Origin of the sequence: Nocardia aurea (genome assembly GCF_003123685.1) — a bacterium.
Classification (GTDB): domain Bacteria; phylum Actinomycetota; class Actinomycetes; order Mycobacteriales; family Mycobacteriaceae; genus Nocardia; species Nocardia aurea.
Genome location: NZ_QCYJ01000103.1, coordinates 568,749 through 586,274, shown reverse-complemented (window position 1 = coordinate 586,274; position 17,526 = coordinate 568,749). Strand labels below are relative to the sequence as shown.

17 protein-coding genes are annotated in these 17,526 nt (G+C 67.6%); 7 read left to right on the top strand and 10 right to left on the bottom strand.

Annotation, left to right across the window (positions count from 1 at the left end; translation table 11 throughout):
* Window positions 1–78: 78 nt before the first annotated feature.
* From DAT37_RS23885 to DAT37_RS23870, 4 genes are read right to left on the bottom strand one after another with little or no spacing between them, the layout of a single operon-like run.
* The gene (locus tag DAT37_RS23885) at window positions 79–1,512 is read right to left on the bottom strand and encodes an ABC transporter ATP-binding protein (RefSeq protein ID WP_198654397.1); all 1,434 of its coding nucleotides are present in this window, start codon (window positions 1,510–1,512) and stop codon (window positions 79–81) included.
* 8 nt (window positions 1,513–1,520) lie between these two features.
* On the bottom strand, window positions 1,521–2,327 hold the full coding sequence (locus DAT37_RS23880; protein WP_232839949.1) for an ABC transporter permease subunit: 807 nt from the start codon (window positions 2,325–2,327) through the stop codon (window positions 1,521–1,523).
* A complete protein-coding gene (locus DAT37_RS23875) occupies window positions 2,324–3,253 on the bottom strand; it encodes an ABC transporter permease (protein ID WP_232839948.1) in 930 nt (309 codons plus the stop codon). The genes DAT37_RS23880 and DAT37_RS23875 overlap by 4 nt, the downstream gene beginning before the upstream one ends.
* Window positions 3,250–4,776, bottom strand: a complete 1,527-nt coding sequence (locus tag DAT37_RS23870) for an ABC transporter substrate-binding protein (protein ID WP_109527036.1) — start codon at window positions 4,774–4,776, stop codon at window positions 3,250–3,252. Before DAT37_RS23870 ends, DAT37_RS23875 begins: the two co-directional genes overlap by 4 nt.
* Before the next feature lie 825 nt (window positions 4,777–5,601).
* Between DAT37_RS23870 and DAT37_RS23860 the strand changes: the two genes are divergently transcribed.
* A complete protein-coding gene (locus DAT37_RS23860) occupies window positions 5,602–6,510 on the top strand; it encodes an alpha/beta hydrolase family esterase (RefSeq protein WP_157978636.1) in 909 nt (302 codons plus the stop codon).
* 62 nt (window positions 6,511–6,572) lie between these two features.
* Here DAT37_RS23860 and DAT37_RS23855 read toward each other — a convergent pair whose 3' ends face one another.
* Window positions 6,573–7,190: a response regulator gene (locus DAT37_RS23855; RefSeq protein WP_109527033.1), complete on the bottom strand. Its 618-nt coding sequence runs from the start codon at window positions 7,188–7,190 to the stop codon at window positions 6,573–6,575.
* Window positions 7,187–8,428, bottom strand: a complete 1,242-nt coding sequence (locus tag DAT37_RS23850) for a sensor histidine kinase (RefSeq protein ID WP_198654396.1) — start codon at window positions 8,426–8,428, stop codon at window positions 7,187–7,189. Before DAT37_RS23850 ends, DAT37_RS23855 begins: the two co-directional genes overlap by 4 nt.
* A 130-nt stretch (window positions 8,429–8,558) precedes the next feature.
* Between DAT37_RS23850 and DAT37_RS23845 the strand changes: the two genes are divergently transcribed.
* Complete coding sequence (locus DAT37_RS23845; protein ID WP_109527371.1) at window positions 8,559–9,608, top strand: FtsX-like permease family protein; 1,050 nt, start codon at window positions 8,559–8,561, stop codon at window positions 9,606–9,608.
* Window positions 9,609–9,622: 14 nt separating this feature from the next.
* On the top strand, window positions 9,623–10,351 hold the full coding sequence (locus tag DAT37_RS23840) for an ABC transporter ATP-binding protein (protein ID WP_109527032.1): 729 nt from the start codon (window positions 9,623–9,625) through the stop codon (window positions 10,349–10,351).
* On the opposite strand, the gene DAT37_RS23835 is transcribed toward DAT37_RS23840, so the two are convergent.
* A complete protein-coding gene (locus tag DAT37_RS23835) occupies window positions 10,348–10,983 on the bottom strand; it encodes a TetR/AcrR family transcriptional regulator (protein WP_109527031.1) in 636 nt (211 codons plus the stop codon). The genes DAT37_RS23840 and DAT37_RS23835 overlap by 4 nt on opposite strands.
* A 122-nt stretch (window positions 10,984–11,105) precedes the next feature.
* On the opposite strand from DAT37_RS23835, the gene DAT37_RS23830 reads away from it, so the two are divergent.
* Both DAT37_RS23830 and DAT37_RS23825 read left to right on the top strand, forming a co-directional pair.
* Complete coding sequence (locus DAT37_RS23830) at window positions 11,106–11,867, top strand: SDR family NAD(P)-dependent oxidoreductase (RefSeq protein ID WP_109527030.1); 762 nt, start codon at window positions 11,106–11,108, stop codon at window positions 11,865–11,867.
* 131 nt (window positions 11,868–11,998) lie between these two features.
* Window positions 11,999–12,337, top strand: a complete 339-nt coding sequence (locus DAT37_RS23825; RefSeq protein ID WP_109527370.1) for an STAS domain-containing protein — start codon at window positions 11,999–12,001, stop codon at window positions 12,335–12,337.
* Between the two features lie 63 nt (window positions 12,338–12,400).
* On the opposite strand, the gene DAT37_RS23820 is transcribed toward DAT37_RS23825, so the two are convergent.
* Window positions 12,401–13,438, bottom strand: a complete 1,038-nt coding sequence (locus tag DAT37_RS23820) for an LLM class F420-dependent oxidoreductase (RefSeq protein WP_109527369.1) — start codon at window positions 13,436–13,438, stop codon at window positions 12,401–12,403.
* A 138-nt stretch (window positions 13,439–13,576) separates the two neighbouring features.
* Here DAT37_RS23820 and DAT37_RS23815 point away from each other — a divergent pair, with 138 nt between their 5' ends.
* Window positions 13,577–14,236: a cyclodeaminase/cyclohydrolase family protein gene (locus DAT37_RS23815; protein WP_109527029.1), complete on the top strand. Its 660-nt coding sequence runs from the start codon at window positions 13,577–13,579 to the stop codon at window positions 14,234–14,236.
* 43 nt (window positions 14,237–14,279) lie between these two features.
* On the opposite strand, the gene DAT37_RS23810 is transcribed toward DAT37_RS23815, so the two are convergent.
* A complete protein-coding gene (locus DAT37_RS23810) occupies window positions 14,280–14,702 on the bottom strand; it encodes an ester cyclase (protein WP_157978635.1) in 423 nt (140 codons plus the stop codon).
* A gap of 192 nt (window positions 14,703–14,894) precedes the next feature.
* Here DAT37_RS23810 and DAT37_RS23805 point away from each other — a divergent pair, with 192 nt between their 5' ends.
* Window positions 14,895–15,647: a L,D-transpeptidase gene (locus tag DAT37_RS23805; RefSeq protein WP_109527027.1), complete on the top strand. Its 753-nt coding sequence runs from the start codon at window positions 14,895–14,897 to the stop codon at window positions 15,645–15,647.
* 70 nt (window positions 15,648–15,717) lie between these two features.
* On the opposite strand, the gene DAT37_RS23800 is transcribed toward DAT37_RS23805, so the two are convergent.
* Window positions 15,718–17,475, bottom strand: a complete 1,758-nt coding sequence (locus DAT37_RS23800) for an ABC transporter ATP-binding protein (RefSeq protein WP_408637430.1) — start codon at window positions 17,473–17,475, stop codon at window positions 15,718–15,720.
* Window positions 17,476–17,526 lie beyond the last annotated feature (51 nt).

Below are 17,526 nucleotides of genomic sequence, written 5' to 3'. Positions count from 1 at the left end.
ACCGTCGAGAGCCGGGGGTCGTCGACGCCGCCCGCGACGGCGGACCGGAGGACTACTTCTCCGGGTAGTCCCACGAGTTCACACCAGCAGGGCCTTCGTCTCGGGAGCGGCGGGGTCGGCGAGCACGTCGGCGGTATGGCCGCGCTCGACGACCCTTCCGCCCGCGAGCACCACGATTCCCGGGCAGTACCCGGCCACGACGGTCATGTCGTGGCTGACGACGAGAATGCCGATACCCCTCTCGATCCGGGTGCGTTCGACCAGTTCCATGATCGAACGCGCGGTGGCCGTGTCGAGGGCCGAGGTGATCTCGTCACAGACGAGGATCTCCGGTTCGGCGGCCAGGGCGCGGGCGATGGCGACACGCTGCCGCTGACCACCGGAGAGCTCGTCGGGATACCGGTGCAGCAGATCCGCGTCGAGTTCGACGCTGTCCAGCAGGTCCGCGGCACGATCGGCGATCTCGGACCGGACTGACATCCCGGTCAGGCGCAGCGGCCGCGACAACGATTGCAGCACCGTGTGTTTCGGGTTCAGCGTGGACAGCGGATTCTGCGGGATCAGCTGTATCCGTCTGCGTTCGCGGCGAGACCGGCGCGCACGCCCGACACCGAGTGCGCGACCGTCCACCTCGAGGGTGCCCGACGCCCCGGTGTGGATTCCCGCGAGCACCCGCGCGAACGTGGTCTTTCCCGCCCCCGACGGCCCGACGACCGCCACCGACTCCCCCGCGGGGATTTCCAGGTCGACCACTTCCAGGAGTTTCCTGCGGCCGACGGTCGCCGATATCGCGCGCGCCCGCAGCGCAGGTGGCCCCGAGGTGACCGGATCGCGCGGCCGCGCAGCCGAATGCGCCAGATCGGCGGGCGGCTCGCCGAGCGCGACGACCTGGTCGGCCAGTCGGTGCAGGATCTTCGTGTCGTGACCGGAAACCACCACGGCGACACCGTCATCGGTCGCGAGCGAACGCAGCAGATCGGCGATGCCGTTACGCAATTCCCCGTGCAGGCCCGCGATCGGTTCGTCCACGACCAGCACACCCACCTTGCGGGCCAGCGCCAACGCGAGCGCGACCCGCCGCTGTTCACCGCCGGAGAGTTCACCCGGACGCCTACGCAGACAGTGCTCGGGCAATCCGACCCGGGCGAGCACAGTGCCCGGCACGAGATCGGTGGCTCGGTGCGCCGCTTCGCCGAGCAGCGAACGAATACGCATCGTCGGATTGAGCGCCGCGCCGGGATCCTGGCCGACGAAGGCGATGTTCTCCCGCCGGAAGGATTGCAGCGCGGTCGGACTCAACGCGAAGACGTCCTGTCCGGCGACGTGCACCGAACCACTGGTTCGTGTCGTCCCACTGGACAGATGCCCCAGTACCGCGCGCATCAGCGTCGTCTTTCCGACGCCGGACGGCCCGGTCAGCGCCGTCACCGAACCCTGCGCGACCCGAAGCGAAGTCGGCGCGAGCAGTACCGCGCCCGACACCGAACGAATCGACAGGTCCTCGACTGTCACCCCGCCGGTCATATGCCGCGCCGCCCGCGTCCGAAGGCTGCGACGGCGCTGTTCACGCTGACCGCGAGCAGACCGATCGCGAGACTCGGAGCCAGGACCGCGGCGGGATTGAGCAGGATCCCCGACGCGTTCTCGCGGACCATCACCGCCCAGTTGGCGTCGCCGAGGGTGGTGGGAAGTTGCAGGAAAGCCGCGGTACTCACGAGATACATCGCCTCCACGAATCGTAATCCCAACTGGGTCAGCAGTGTTTCGCGCAGATTCGGCAGCACTTCCCGAAAGACGAGATAGCTCAACCGTTCTCCGCGAGCCTGCGCCGCCTCGATGAATCCGGAGGCCGCGACACCGGAGGCCGCGGCGGCGAACACGCGCGCGGAATACGGGGTACCGGCGATCACCGAGACGACGACCAGTCCGACGGCGCCGGATTCGGGCCAGGAGAGCATGAACAGCAGCATCGCCAGCACCGGCGGTAGCAGCATGCCCAGGTCGGCGGTCCGCTCGATCCACGAGCCGGTCCTCGGATACAGGGCCGCGATCGACCCGAGTATCGCGGCGAACGCCGTGACGAACACGGCGATGGTCGCGCCGAGCAGCAGCAATCCCCAACCGCCGCACAACAGCTGGCTCATGACGTTGCGCCCGAGCCGGTCGCCGCCGAGCCACGCGTCGTCGCCCGGTTTCTCGAACGAGATGCCGACGGGGTGGTCGACCGAATTCGGCGCGAGGGCTGGACCGACCACCGCCACCGCGACGACGAGGGCCGCGGGCAATACGGCGAGCCACCACCGTCGGGAGCTGGTCGACGTCGTCACGGCCGACCTCGATTCGACCAGGCGCGAATGGCATCGGCCATCAGCAGGACACACATGATCGTCGTTCCCGTCAGTGCCACGACGGCCGCGACGAGGGCGGTGTCACGGTCGGAGACCGATCCCGCGACCATCGCGCCCATCCCCGGGTAGTTGAATATCGTCTCGACGACGAGCGCACCGCCGAACAGGGTGCCGACCGAGGTCGCGAACGACGCCGCGATGGTCGGCAGCGCGAACGGCAGTACATGGCGCAGCAGTACCGTTCGCTCGTCGAGGCCGTTCAGGACGGCGCTCTCCACATGCGGCGCGGAGGCGGCATCGGCCAGCGCGCCGCGCACCACGCGCACATTCCAGCCCGCCTGCGGTATCGCCAGCGCGAGCACGGGCAGGATCAGCATCTCCGCGCTCGCCGGATACCCCGATCGATCGGTGAAGGTCACTGCGGGCAGCCAATCCAGCCAGAGCGAGAAGACCAGAACCAGCAGGGTCGCGACCACGAATTCGGGAACGGCGATCACGAACGCGGATCCCGGTTGCAGCAGGCGAGCGGCGGTGCTCGTCGGCCGCGCGGCCCACCACAGGCCGAGCAGCAGCGAGACCACCACCGTGACGGCGAGCGCGATCGACGCCAACAGCAGGGTCTGCGGGAATTTGGCGGCCAACAGGTCGTTCACCGATTGACCGCGGGCCGTTGTGCCGAAATCACCGGTGGCTGCCCCGCTGAACCAATTCCAGAACCGGACCGGCAACGGCCGGTCGAGTCCCAGCTCGTGCTCCTTCGCCGCGATCCGTTCGGGCCCCGCGTCACGTCCGAGCACCGCTCGCGCCGCGTTCCCCGGCAGGAGATCGACCACGACGAAGACGAGGGCGAGCAGCGCGACGAGCAGCCCCGCTCGTCGCACCACCAGTCCGGAGACTGCGATCAACTCGACAACCACACTCGTTCGAGCTGCACGCGGCCGTAGCCTCCCAGTGTCGGCAGATCCTGGACCCACTCGGCGGCGACATCGATTCCGTCCGCCATGCCCCACACGATGTAACCACCGCGGTCGTACTGGATCTTCTGGATCGCCTTGCTCGCCTCGGTGAACTTCGCGCCCGCGGGTGCGGCCAGAGCGTCGGTGTAGGCCTTGTCGAAGGCCTCGTCCTTGAAATTCGTCTCGTTCCATTTCGTCCGCGAGCTCAGGACCTTGCTCGCGTAGAACATCACCGAGTCGTTGGTGCCCCAGTTCACCGTGTACAGCGGCGCTTTCAGCCAGGTCTCGTCGTAGAAGGCGTTGGCTTCCTGGACCACGACCTCGAGTTTCACCCCGATATCCTTCACCTGGCCCGCGAAGACCTTGGCCGACTCCACCTCTCCCGCTGCCTCGGACTTGGTGACCAGCGGGTAGGTCTTGCCGGTGTCGAACTTCGCGTCCGCGAGCAGTTGCCTGGCCCGGTCGACGTCGCGTGTGCGCTGTGCGAGACCTGTGTCGTAGGTCGGATCACCGGTGCCGAGAACATCGTTGGCGACAGCGCCGTAGCCCGAGAGAACCTGGGCCACCATGCCTTCGCGATCCACGCCCAGGCGCAGCGCCTCACGGACGCGGGGATCGGCGAACGGACCGTCGGAGGTACGCATCGCGATCACCACGGCGACATCGTTCGGACGCCGGATGACCTGGAGATCACCCCGGGCTTCGGCCGTGCGCCCCGCCACCGCTCCGACGCTGGATGCGACATCGATCTGTCCGGCCATGACCGCGTTCGCCATGGATTCGGGGCTCTCGAACAGGGTGACCTCGATCGCGTCGAGCAGGGGCGCGCCACCGTGCCACTTGTCGTTGCGGACCAGGCGAGCGTTGCCGTTAATGTAGGACTCGAGTTCGAACGGCCCGCTGCCGATGCACTTGCTGTAGTCCGTGGTGCCCTTGGGCACCACGAAGGTCATCAATCGCAGCAGCAACGGCAGCTGACTGTTGGGACCGGCGGTCGTCAGCACCACCGCGTTCGGGCCCGCCGGATTGATATCGTTCACCGACGCGACCGGTACCTTGGTCTCGCCCGCCGCCTCGCGCAGTGTGCGCAGCGACCACACCACGTCGTCCGAGGTGACGGGGCGGCCGTCGTGGAACGCGGCGCCTTCCGCGATCGTGAAGGTCCAATTCCGCTGTTCGGCATCGGATTCCCATTTCGACGCCAGGCGCGGCGCCACATTCGGGTCGTTTCCCGGAACGGTCAGCGGGTCGTAGATCAGCGACATGATCAGAAAGTCGCTCTCGTTGCTGATGGTGGCGTAGGGATTTCGCTCGGTCTTCGACGACTTTCCGATCGCGCCGATACGCAATGTGCCACCGGATTTGAGAGAGCCACCCGACGGCGATCCGGAATTGTCTCCACAGCCCGCGATCGCCAATATAGCGCTCAATCCGAGGCCCGCCTTGAAGAGATTGCGCCTGTTCAAATCCACTGCTCGACCTCACCCGTACTCACGCTACAACAAAGGTTAGCCTCCGCTAACTCAGAAGAGGCTAACCTCTGAACGACCCGGCTGGCAACAGATTCGGCCGCGCGAGCACAGTCGCGATGCGAGATATCAAGGGGTAGAACACGAAACCAGAGAAGCCATCGAAAGATATTGCACCCGTGCCGGATATACGGCGATATCGAATTACTCGCACACCGATATGACGCATTGTCCGATGCGCGGATCCGAAGACCTCACGCAGACAACGCGCCGACGAAATTCGACTATTCGGCCGCGTCGGTGATCACGGATACGGCCGTGTCGACGGAGCCGTGAATCGACAGGACGATCGTCCGATCGACACTCTTTCGGCTCCTCGGAATCGGTGTGGCAAGTTCCGCTATCGCACCTCCGTCGATCGATGAGTCGTCGATCCGAGCGCCGGGCTCGTCCCGGCAGAACGACCGCGCCGGAACCACGTTCGCGGTCCGACGACAGCAGTATCCGACCGGTGACCCGTGCGAGGAGGACGACCGGATAATTCAGAGCCGTGTCGTGACCTCGGGAACGCCCACAGCGCATGACCGGACGCCACGCAGCCGGGGTCCACCGTGTCCGTCACAGCCGCGACCGTACCGATCGACAGCCGTGGCGACGCTGAGAGACGGCCCGGCCCACCGCTTGCCAGGGTGGGTAGGTATGCGATATGGCGCGGCGCCGGTCGTTTCCGGGGGTGTGCCCATATATCCGGGGCCTCGATCTCGGGCGCCATCCGCCCTACGATTCACCGAAGCGGTCACGAAAGCCGTTCGGAGGCAGGGGTATTCCATGCGTTGGAACACGATCAGAGCGATATCGGCCGTCGCGGGCGCACTGCTGACGGTTTCCCTGGCCGGACCGATGGCCCCGGCGACGGCCGAGGTCACCGGCATCGGCCCGTTGCCGGCGCCGTCGGCGTCGTGCTCGACCTCGCCGACCGGCGGGAGCGTCGAGCGCTCCATCGACCACGAGGGTGCGCCGAGACCGTACCGACTGTTCGTGCCCAGCGGCCTGACCGGGCCCGCGCCGCTGATCGTGGCGGTACACGGCGGGCAGAGCAGCCCGTCGATCTTCGAGCCCCAGACCGGCTGGAACTCCTTCGCGGAGACCAACAAGGTCATCGTGGCCTATCCGCGGGGCAGCAAGAGCGAGGGCGTCGGCAAATGGGCGTGGGAGTTCGCGAGAAATGTCGGTCCCGACGTCTCGTTCCTGCGCAAGGTCGTCCACGACGTCGCCGCCTCCTACTGCGTGCTCCCGAAACGGGTGCACTTCGCGGGCCACTCCAACGGCGGTCAGATGACCTCCCGAATGGCATGCGACGCAGCGGATCTGATCGCCTCCGCCGCGGTATGGGCCGGCCCCAAGGGCGCCTGGGACCTCGCCGATTGCCCCGCCTCGCGCAAGATCGCCTTCGGCGTGATGCTCAACGACAACGACCCCGTCGTGTGGCAGTGGATAGCCGAGCAGCATCGCGACCACTGGCGACAGATGGACAACTGCGGAACCGAACACGGCGAAACCGGCCCAGGCGTACTCACCGGACAACGATTCGACTGCGCCGCGGGCACTTCGGTGATCTACCGACTCTACGACGGTCCCGACGACGTATCCCAGGCCCACGTATGGCCCAGCGGTGCGCGCGGCACCGACGTCCGCGCCCGGATGTGGTCACTGTTCACCGCCAACCCACTCCCCTGACCCCACTCGGCCATTCGGCTTCGGCACGGATACCGACACCCACACTCCGGCGAATCCACGTATCAGATCGCGCCTTGTTCGCGAGCCCGGGCGACCGCCGAAGTGCGGGAGCGCACACCGAGTTTCGTGTAGATGTGGACCAGGTGGGATTTGACGGTGGTCTCGCCGAGGAAGAGTTCCTTGGCGATCTCCCGATTGGATCTGCCGTCGGCGACCAGTCGCAGTACTTCGATCTCACGGGGGCTCAGCGTGGTGTCGGCTCGGCGGACCCGGGTCAGCAGCTTCGACGCGACGGTCGGCGAGAGGGCGCTCTCACCGGCGGCGGCCGAACGCACCGCCGCGAGTAGTTCGGTGGGCGGGGTGTCCTTCAGGATGTATCCACACGCGCCCGCCTCGATGGCGCCCAGAATATCGGCGTCGGTGTCGTAGTTGGTGACGACCAGCACATTCGGTGGCTGGGGCAGGGCGCGCAGTTCGGCGGTCGCCGCCACGCCGGACCGCCCCTGTCCGAAACTGAGGTCCATCAGTACCAGGTCCACCGGGGTGGTCGCGCAGAACGCGACCGCGGCCTCCGCCGTCGCGGCCTCGTCCACCACCGCGATATCGGACGCGCTCGCCAAGAGCGCGCGCAGGCCCGCGCGGACGATGGCGTGATCGTCGACGAGCAGCAGCCGGATCACGGGGTTCGCTCGCTCCGGTTCGGCGCGAGGTCGGATCCGAACATCCGCGCGACGTCGATATCGTCGGAATCCCTCGGTGCGGAATCGGATTCGATCGGGAACGACACCGTCACGGCGGTATGTCCCGGCTCCGACTCGATGGCCGAGATGCCGCCCTGCTGTGCCACTCTGGACCGCATCGCCGACAGTCCGAAGGAGCCGGTGGAAGCGCGGTCGAGGATGTCGGGGGCGATGCCGATGCCGTCGTCGACGATGTCCAGGGAAATGTCGGCCTCCGAATAGGTCAGGGTGAGACGCATCCGGGTCGCGTCGGCGTGCTGCACGACATTGGCGACCGTCCCCTGAGCGATACGCACCAACGCCGCCTCGATCGGCATCGGCAACCGCGCGGGCGTGCCTTCCACCACGAGTCGGGTGCTACGTCCCGGCGCTTCGGCTCGCAGACAGATGCGCTCGAGTGCCTGTCGCAGTGACTGCCCGTCCAGTGCGGCGGGAGCGGAATCGGTGATCAGCCCTCGGGTGTCGGCGAGGTTCTCGGCGGCGGTCGTCCTGGCGAGCCGGATCTGCGGCAGTGCCGGATGTTCGGGGTCCGCGCGTTCGGCGGCGTGCAGGAGCAGTTGGATGCTGCTCAGGCCCTGCGCGACAGTGTCGTGGATCTCCCTCGCCCATCGTTCGCGCTCGGCGAGCCTCCCTGCCGTTCGCTCCCGCTCGGCGAGTGCCGCACGGGTACTGAGTAATTCGTCGATGAGCCGCTGCCTCTCGACGGACTCCCGGTACAGCGCCTGGTAACCGAGGCCGATCCCGACCGCCACCGCCGCACCGAGGACGGGGCCTATCACACCCGCGAGAGCCCACCCGCGATGCAACCCGAAGCCGAGTACCGCGACAGCGGTCGCGGACACCACGGCGGTGAGATTCCACGGGTAGGGCAGAAGGTGCAGGTAGAGGAAGAACAGCCCGAAGGCGAGATATCCGGCGTCGGGGGCGGCGGCGACCAGCCCGAGCCAGAGCAGGGTGAGCGCACCCAGCCAGATCCGCATCGCGAGGGGACGCCCCGACAGGCGCGCGCCCGCGAAATAGGTGAACAGGAAGGCCGCGGTCAGCAACACCACCGGCAGCGGATGCGGGGCGCCCGGCAGCAGTGCGCGCACCGCGATCACCGCCGCCAACGCCGTCATGAGCACATGCAGACCGAGCCGCAATGTGGCGAAGACGGGCGTGAGCGGCGACGAGTGCACACTTCCAGCTTATGCACGGCTATCGGTGGGACATCCATCGAAAGGTGTAATCGGACCACCGACCTTCGACCGACCGGATCTCGACCGCACACCCGATGTTCGGCTGCTCCTCGGCCGCGACAGTGGAACCATGTTCGTCGCACTCCGGGAACTGCGGGCCGCCCGCGGCCGCTTCCTCCTCATCACATTCGTCGTCACGCTGGTGGCGCTGCTGGTGAGCTTCCTCGGCGGCCTCGCCGCCGGGCTCGCGCACCAGAACATCTCCGCCGTGCGATCGCTGCGGGCCGACGCGCTCGTCTTCGCCGACAACGGAGCTTCCCCGTCGTTCGACGCTTCGGCGCTCACGCCCGAGCAGGTCGGCATCTGGCAGGCCGCCGCCGGAGCGACCGGGACCGTCGAGCCGATCGGCATCAGCCGCGCCGAAGCGGGACGTCCCGGCGCGCCACCGACCGCGGTCGCACTGTTCGGCGTCACGTCGGCGGTCGCGGGCGATCGTGCCGCTACCGACGCGGGCACGGTGGTGCTCAGCGATCCGGTGGCACGGGCACTGAACGCGGACACGGACTCTGTCGTCACCCTCGGCGGACGCTCCTTCACCGTGGCCGGGGTCCGCGGCGACGACTGGTACAGCCACACCCCCGTGGTCTGGATGACGCCCGCCGACTGGCGATCGGTGAGCCCCCACGCGGGCGCGGCCACCGTGCTCGCCATCACCGGCGTACCGGACCGCGACGTGACCGCCCACACCACGACCACCGATATCTCCGATTCCCTTTCCGCGCTCGGCTCCTATCGGGCCGAGAACGGCTCGCTCACCCTGATGACAGCGCTGCTCTTCGCCATCTCGGCCCTGGTGGTCGGGGCGTTCTTCACGGTGTGGACCATCCAGCGAATGCCCGACATCGCGACGTTGAAGGCGTTGGGAGCGACCTCGGAATCGCTCGTGATCGACGCACTCGCCCAGGCCGCGCTCGTGCTGGCGGCGGGGGTCGCGCTCGGCCTCGCCCTCACCGTGCTCGGCGCGAGCGCGCTCGGCGAAGCGCTCCCGTTCGTGGTCGGCCCGGCCACCACTGTGCTGCCCGCCGCCGCGCTCATCGTGCTCGGGCTCCTCGGTGCGACCTGCGCGCTGCGCTTCCTGTTCACCGCCGACCCGCTCACCGCGCTCGCCGCGACCCGCTGATCCGGAGTTCCGAGATGACCATCGCACTGACCGCCGAGAACCTGACCCTCACCTATCCCGACGGCGCGGGCAGGCTCACCGCGCTCGATCGAGTGAACCTCCATGTCCGCGGTGGCAGTGTCGCCGCCGTCACCGGCCCCTCCGGTTCCGGGAAATCCAGCCTGCTCGCCGTGGTGTCCACGCTGACCCGCCCCGATTCGGGCCGTGTCCTGCTCGAAACCGACAGCGGCACAGTCGATCTCACCACCCTCGGTCGACGGGCGGCGGCGGCACTGCGTCGATCCGCCATCGGCATGGTCTTCCAACAGCCCAACCTCCTGTCGGCACTGACCGCGATCGAACAACTCGAAGTGACAGCGCATCTCGGTCGGCGCTCCCGCATCCCGACCCCACGCCGCCGCGAAACACGGTCGAAGGCAGCGGAACTCCTCGACGCGGTCGGACTCGGCGACCATCGGACGAAGTACCCCGCCCAGTTGTCGGGCGGCCAGCGCCAACGCGTGAATATCGCCCGCGCGCTCATGAACGACCCCGCGTTGCTCGTCATCGACGAACCGACCAGCGCCCTGGACTCCGAGCGCGGCGCCGCCGTCATCGAGTTGATCCGCACCGTGGTCCGCGAATGTGGCTCGGCGACGCTGCTGGTCACCCACGACGACACCCACCTGCACCGCATGGACGCGGTGTATCGGATGGTCGACGGCACCCTGGACAGGCAGCCGGACCCGGTCGTTTCCAGCTAATCGGCGCGCTTCGGTGTGCCGTACCGCGCGAGCATGGTGAGCACCGCTTGATCCACGGCCTCGTCGATGTCGGCGGACGCGGGATTCCAGTCCACCAGCAGCATTCGCGGCCAGAACACGTAGTCGGAGATCATGCCGAGAAATTGGGCGGCGGCTGTCACACTGTCGTGCAGTTCGGCCGTTCCCGCGGCGTGCTCGGTTTCCAGGTAGCGACGCACGGAGTCGAAGTAGGGCATCTTGCCCGTCCGGAACAGGGTGTGGCCGAGTTCGGGGAATCGCGGCAGTTCGGCGATCACGATCCGGAACAGCGACGCCATACCCGGCCTGCCGAGCAGGGTCGCGTAACGCCGTCCGAGAGCGGTCAGGCCGGCGCGCAGATCACCCGGCCCCGGTTGCGCGTCCGCGCCGATATCGAGATTCCAGGATTCGGTGACGATCGCCTCGAACAAGGCCGCCTTGGTCGGAAACTGTTTGAACAACGTGGCTTTCGAGACCCCCGCCGCTTCGGCGATTCGCGACAGCGGGGTGCCGTCGTAGCCCGACTCGAGAAACAGGCGACTCGCCGCCTCGATGATGGCGGTGCGCTTCTCGGCGGCGACGCGCTGGTGATACGTCGAAGGCGCGGCAGTCATGACGACAGTATGCCCCAGGTCACGAGATGAGTCGCTTGACTCACCATTGACGTCTTCCTATCGTTGACGAGGTGAGCCACTCGACTCACCATCCACGTCGAATGCACCGAAGGAACCCCCACATGACATCGGAACAGATCGCGCTCGTCACCGGTGCGAGCCGCGGGCTCGGCCGAAGCGCGGCACTGGCGCTGGCTCGTCACGGCGTGCGGGTCGTCGTGACCTACCGAGAACACGCGTCCGGCGCTGCCGACACCGTGCGCGCGATTCGGGCAGCGGGCGGCGACGCGCTGGCGATGCCGCTCGACATCACCGATATCGAGACCTTCGCCGAGTTCGCCGACGAACTCGTCGGACAGCTCCGCGCCCGATGGCACACCGACAAGCTCGACATCCTGGTCAACAACGCGGGAACAGGACTCCTCGGCTCGTTGACCGACGTGACCGCGCGCGACTTCGACACCGTGGTGAACACCAACTTCCGCGGGACGTTCTTCCTCATCCAGGCACTGGTTCCCGTCATCCCCGCCGGTGGACGGGTCATCAACGTGTCCACCTCGCTGACCCGTCACGCCAGCCCGGGAACATCGGTCTACTCGGCGTCGAAAGCGGCCGTGGAAGTCCTGACCCGCAGCCTGGCGATCGAACTCGGAGCTCGTGGAATCCGGATCAACGCGATCGCTCCCGGCCCGAGCGCCACCGACTTCAACGGCGGCGCCATGCGCGACGACGCCGAACTCCGCGACACCCTCGCGGCGCGAACCGCGCTCGGGCGCGTCGGCAACCCCGACGAGATCGGCGACGCCATCGCCGCGCTCGCCTCCGCCGACATGCGGTGGGTGACCGCCGAGCGCGTCGAAGTGTCCGGCGGATCCCTCATCTGAGGGCGCTCCACCGACCGCACACCGCGCGCATACGCCGAGGCACACACACCGAAGTTGCGCATTCGCCGTGTTTTGTGTGTTGTTGGGGTGTGACCAACACTTCCGGAGACGCGTATCCCCTCGCGGACACGATGAATACCTCCGTCGCAACGCACGACGGTGCGACGGTGCTGACGGTGGCCGGCGAGGTCGACCTGGCGACGGCGCCCGCGCTGGAGACGGCGATCGAGGGTGTGCTCGCCGGCAAACCCGGCACCCTGATCATCGACCTGTCCGGGGTCAGTTTCCTGGCTTCGGCGGGGATGGCGGCGCTGGTCGCCGCGCATCAGCGGGCCGGGGAGGCCACGACCATCGCGGTCGTCGCCGAGGGGCCCGCCACCAGTCGCCAGCTCAAGATGACCAGCCTGGATCAGGTCTTCGCGCTGCATTCCACCTTGGAGGCGGCCCTGGAGAGCGTGCGGGGCGGCTGACCCACCGAAACGCGACGAGGCCGTCCCGGTCGAATCCGGGGCGGCCTCGTTTTCGCGTGCGGATCAGACGAGCGAGCGCAGCTCTTCGATCAGTTTCACCCGTTCGGCGGGAGTGGCGGCCATCGGCATCACGTTCAGCACGGTGACACCGGCCTCGCGGAACGCGGCGATTCGTTCCTTGACGTACCCGGCCGGGCCGACCAGCGAGATTTCGCGCACCAGTTGGTCGGGTACGACCTTGACGGCCTCTTCTTTCTTGCCCGCCAGGTAGAGCTCCTGGATGCGGTCGGCTTCGGCGCCGTATCCGTATCGGGTGGCCAGGTTGTGATAGAAGTTCTTGCCTTTCGCGCCCATCCCGCCGATGTAGAGCGCGAGGTGCGGTTTGACGAATTCCAGCAGCGGCGTCACGTTCTCGCCGATGGCCAGCGCCGGACCCGCGAAAACGTCCATGTCACCGAGGACCGGGTCGCGCTTGGCCTTGCCCGCGGCGAGGGCTTCGCCCCAGATCTCCCCGGCCTTCTCCGGCAGGAAGAAGATCGGCTGCCAGCCCTCGGCGATCTCGGCGGCCAATTCGACGTTCTTGGGGCCGAGAGCGGCGAGCAGCACCGGGACGCGCTCGCGGACCGGGCGGTTGATCAGTTTCAGCGGTTTGCCCAGGCCGGTGCCGCGCTCGGCGGGCAGCGGGATCTGGTAGTACTTGCCCTGGTATTCGAGTTTCTCCCGGCGCCACACCTTGCGGCAGATCTCGACCAGTTCCCTGGTCCGCCCGATCGGCGCGTCGTAGGCGACGCCGTGGAAACCCTCGATGACCTGCGGCCCGGAGGCGCCGAGGCCGAGCAGGAAACGGCCGTCGGACACGAAGTCCAGGCCCGCCGCCGTCATCGCGGTCAGGCTCGGCGTGCGGGTGTAGATCTGGAGGATGCCCGAGGCGAGTTGCAGACGCTCGGTCTTGGCGGCGAGGTATCCGAGCGCGCTGACGGCGTCGAAGGAGTAGGCCTCGGGAACGAACACGACGTCGAGTCCGGCGCGCTCCAAATCGGCCACCTCGGCCGCTGCCTCCTTGAAGCCCCCCGAGTAGTTGATGCTCAATCCGATCCGCATGGCATTGAACATAACCGCAGCTACGGGCAGAGCCCGCATCGGCACGGTCCGAACCCCCCGGCGCGGGCCGCTCGCGGCGCGCGACCCGGTAGGTTGAAGCGGTAGCGTCCGCGTCGCAGAACGAAAGGCAACAACCCCGTGTCGCAGCCAAGCACGTCGTACCAGGACACCGCGTCCTCCTTCGGCGGGGTCGCCCTCGCGCAGTACCTGTCCGAGCTGGCCGCCAAGGTTCCCGCGCCCGGTGGCGGCGCGGTCGCGGCGCTGCACGCGGCACAGGGCGCGGCGCTGGTCGCGATGGTCGCGCGCTACACGACCAGGGCCAAGGACGCCGAACATCGCCCCGTCGTGGACCGCCTCATCGACGCCGCCGACGCCGCCCGCGAACGCGCGCTCGCCTTGGCCGACGCCGACGCCGCCGCCTTCACCGCCGTCGGAAACGCCTACAAACTGCCGAAGACCACCGAGGCCGAGACCGCTGCCCGTACCGCGGCGATCACGGTGGCGCTGATCGAGGCCGCGCGGGTGCCCGCCGCCGTGGTCGACGAAGCCGACGAGGTGCTGTCACTGGCCGCGGAACTGCTGCCGATCGGCAATCCGAACGTGGTGACCGATATCGGCGCGGCGGCCGACGCCGCCCGCGCCGCCGCCACCAGTTCCCAGCTCAATATCGAGATCAACGTGGCCTCGCTGCCCGCCGAGCACGGTGACCGTTTCGCCCCGACTCTGCTGCGCATCGATGAGATCTGCGCCCGCGCCGACGCCCTGCACGCGGACGTGCTGCACGTGGTCCGGGGCTGAGCGGATCCGGCCGAATCACCGGGGCCGGACGACGGAATCCCGGTCAGCCCAGTCCGAGTTGCAGGAGCAGCGACGCTTGGTTCAGATATTGGCGATCGCGGGTGACCATGCCCCATTCGTCCAATTCGAGAACTTTCGCGTAGGACAATTCGAACGGATTTCCGGTGGCGGGTAACAGCACCTTGCCGTCGAGGACGAAGGCGCCGGTGGCGGTCGCGCGGCCGACCAGTTCGTAGACGACCGAGGATCGCGTGGCGTGCACGTGACCGACTTCTTCGGTGTAGTCGGGGAACGCGTAGAACCAGGCGCGGCTCCACCGCAGCGTCTCCTCCTGATTCATCCGGTAGCCGATGCCGGTGTCGAAGAGATAGTCCTGCGCGCAGGTGTCCGCCCAGTCATCCCATCGCTGTGTGCTCCACGCTTGCTGAACTCGACGCTGCACACCGGTCACCGCGTCCGGATCCACTTCCCACTCCCCTCGATACGAACGACCGTGTTTCATCCTTGTTCGGGCCGGGTGCACGGTCAAGTTCGCCGATCGACCCCTGGCGTTCGCAAATCTGAAACAGGACTGACACGTTCGGGTCGACGGTGTTGATCATGCTGACGTAGACTGAATTTCCGCCTACCACACCCGTCTCGAAAGGGGTGGATATCTATGAGGGGCGCATTACGACAAATGTTCCTCGCCTCGGTGGTCATCGTTCTGGCCACCTTCGGGTCCGGTGCGGCGGCAGCGACACTGATCGGAAAACCTCCGGTGGACACGGTTGCGGCGATATCGCCGGCGGTCGGTCAGACGGTAGGTATCGCGCATCCCGTGACCGTCCGTTTCGCCGCTCCCGTCGCCGACCGAGCCCGCGCCGAGAGCAAACTCGGAGTGAGTTCCACCCAACCGCTCGCCGGCACCTATTCGTGGGTCGGTGACACCGAACTGACGTGGACGCCGGACGAATTCCTGCCCGCGCGTTCGCCGATCACCGTGCGATTCGGCGATACGCGCAGCGAGTTCACCACCAACGCGGGCGTGGTGGCCGAGGGCGACATGTCCGCGCACACCTTCACCGTCAGCATCGGCGGCAAGGTGCAGTGGGTCATGCCCGCGTCGTTCGGCAAACCCGGATGGGAGACTCCGGTCGGCACCTATCCCGTGTTGGAGAAGTTCCGCTCCGTGGTCTTCGACTCCCGCACCATCGGCATTCCGCTGAATTCCGCGGAGGGCTATTACATCAACGGCGAGTACGCCGAAAGGCTCACCTGGGGTGGAGTATTCGTGCACTCCGCGCCTTGGTCGGTCGATTCGCAGGGCTATGCCAACGTCAGCCACGGATGCGTGAACCTGTCCGCGGAGGACGCGGCCTGGTACTACCAGAACGTCGGCGTCGGCGATCCGGTGACACTGCACTGGTGAGGACCCCCGACGAGGATCGGCGAACGCTCGCGTGCCGCCGATCCTCGTGGCGTGCGCGCTCTTTCGACGCTCAGGCGGCGGTGAGCGCCGTCCGGTCGCGGGTCACGAGTTCGGCGTAGCGTCCGCCCTTGCTCATCAGTTCCTCGTGGGTGCCGCGTTCGGCGACCCGGCCGTGGTCGAGGACCACGATCTGGTCCGCGCCGCGGATCGTCGACAACCGGTGGGCGATGGTGATGGTGGTTCGTCCCGTCGACAGCGCGTCGATGGCGGCCTGCACCTCGCGTTCGGTGTGGGTGTCCAGCGCGCTGGTCGCCTCGTCCAGGATCAGGATCGGCGGATCGCGCAGGATCGCCCGCGCCACCGCGAGACGTTGTTTCTCGCCGCCGGAGAAACGGTAGCCGCGTTCCCCCACCATGGTGTCGTAGCCCGCGGGCAGTGCGGCGATATGGTCGTGGATCTGCGCGGCGCGGGCCGCCGCGTGCAATTCCGCGTCGGTGGCGTCGGGTTTGGCGAACCGTAGGTTGTCGGCGACCGAGGCGTGGAACAGGTAGGTCTCCTGCGACACGACCCCGACGGCGGCCGCGAGATCGGCGAAGGACAGCTCGCGCACGTCGATGCCGTCGATCGTCACCCGCCCCGATGTCGCGTCGTACAACCGGGCGACCAGGTACCCCAGCGTCGTCTTGCCCGACCCCGTCTCGCCGACGACGGCCAGGCCCGATCCGGGCGCGACGGTGATATCGATATCGTCGAGCACCGTGCGCTCGCCCGGCGTGTAGGCGAAGTCGACGTTCTCGAAACGCACCTCGCCGCGCGGACGGGTCAGCGGCGTCGGCCGCGCGGGCTCCTCGATATCCGGTTCCAGATCGAGGTATTCGAAGATCCGTCCGAACAGGGCCAAGGAACTCTGCACTTCCACCCCGGTGTAGAGCAGTTGCACCATGGGCCTCAGCAGTCCCGCCTGGAGGGTGGTGAACGCGACCAGGGTACCGATCGAGACCAGCGGATGACCGGTGGCGACCGTCAGCCCGGCCACCCAGTAGATGATCGCGGGCATGGCGGCGAGCACGATCTGGATCGTCGACTGCCGCCAGCGGCCCGCCATGCTCGCGCGGATCTCCAGGTCGACCAGCCCGCGCGACTCCCGCGCGAAATCGTCGACGAGCGCCGGGGAGCGCCCCATCGTGCGGCCGAGCAGGATGCCGCTGACCGACAGCGATTCCTCCACGATCGCCGACATGGACGCGAGCTGACGCTGCTTCTGCCCGGTGATCCTGCGGCGTTCGTCGCCGACGCGGCGGCTGATCCACACGAACAGCGGCAACATCGTCAGCGAGACGAGGGTCAGTCGCCAGTCCAGCGCCACCATGGCGACGACCGATGCGAGGACGGTGGTGAAATTCGAGACCAGCGAGGTCGCCGTCGAGGTGACGGTGGACTGCATGCCGCCGATATCGTTGGCGATCCTGGACTGCACTTCCCCGGTGCGGGTCGAGGTGAAGAACGCCAGCGGCATCTGTTGCAGCCGGGCGTAGACCGTCGAGCGCAGGTCGTGCATGACGTCCTGGCCGACGGTGGTGGAGATGTAGGTTTGCAGGACACCGAACACGCTGGTCAGCGCGGCGACCGCGACCATGCCCGCGGCGAGCAGGGTCAGCAGGCCGGTACGGCCGTGCGGCAGGGCGTCGTCGAGCACCGCGCGCAACATGAACGGCGAGGCCAGCGCCACCACCGACGAGAGGCCGACGAGACCGGCGACCGACATCAGCCTGGCGCGATAGGGACCGAAGAGCCGGAGTATCCGGCGAAGTTGAGATGGGGGCTGCACAGGCGCCTCCTTCCGAGGATCAACTCATGAAACCGAGTATTACTCATAATT

Coding starts and splice junctions, on each gene's coding strand:
- DAT37_RS23860 (WP_157978636.1), top strand. CDS start 5,602: ATGCGTTGGAACACGATCAGAGCGATATCGGCCGTCGCGGGCGCACTG.
- DAT37_RS23845 (WP_109527371.1), top strand. CDS start 8,559: ATGTTCGTCGCACTCCGGGAACTGCGGGCCGCCCGCGGCCGCTTCCTC.
- DAT37_RS23840 (WP_109527032.1), top strand. CDS start 9,623: ATGACCATCGCACTGACCGCCGAGAACCTGACCCTCACCTATCCCGAC.
- DAT37_RS23835 (WP_109527031.1), bottom strand. CDS start 10,983: ATGACTGCCGCGCCTTCGACGTATCACCAGCGCGTCGCCGCCGAGAAG.
- DAT37_RS23830 (WP_109527030.1), top strand. CDS start 11,106: ATGACATCGGAACAGATCGCGCTCGTCACCGGTGCGAGCCGCGGGCTC.
- DAT37_RS23825 (WP_109527370.1), top strand. CDS start 11,999: ATGAATACCTCCGTCGCAACGCACGACGGTGCGACGGTGCTGACGGTG.
- DAT37_RS23820 (WP_109527369.1), bottom strand. CDS start 13,438: ATGCGGATCGGATTGAGCATCAACTACTCGGGGGGCTTCAAGGAGGCA.
- DAT37_RS23805 (WP_109527027.1), top strand. CDS start 14,895: ATGAGGGGCGCATTACGACAAATGTTCCTCGCCTCGGTGGTCATCGTT.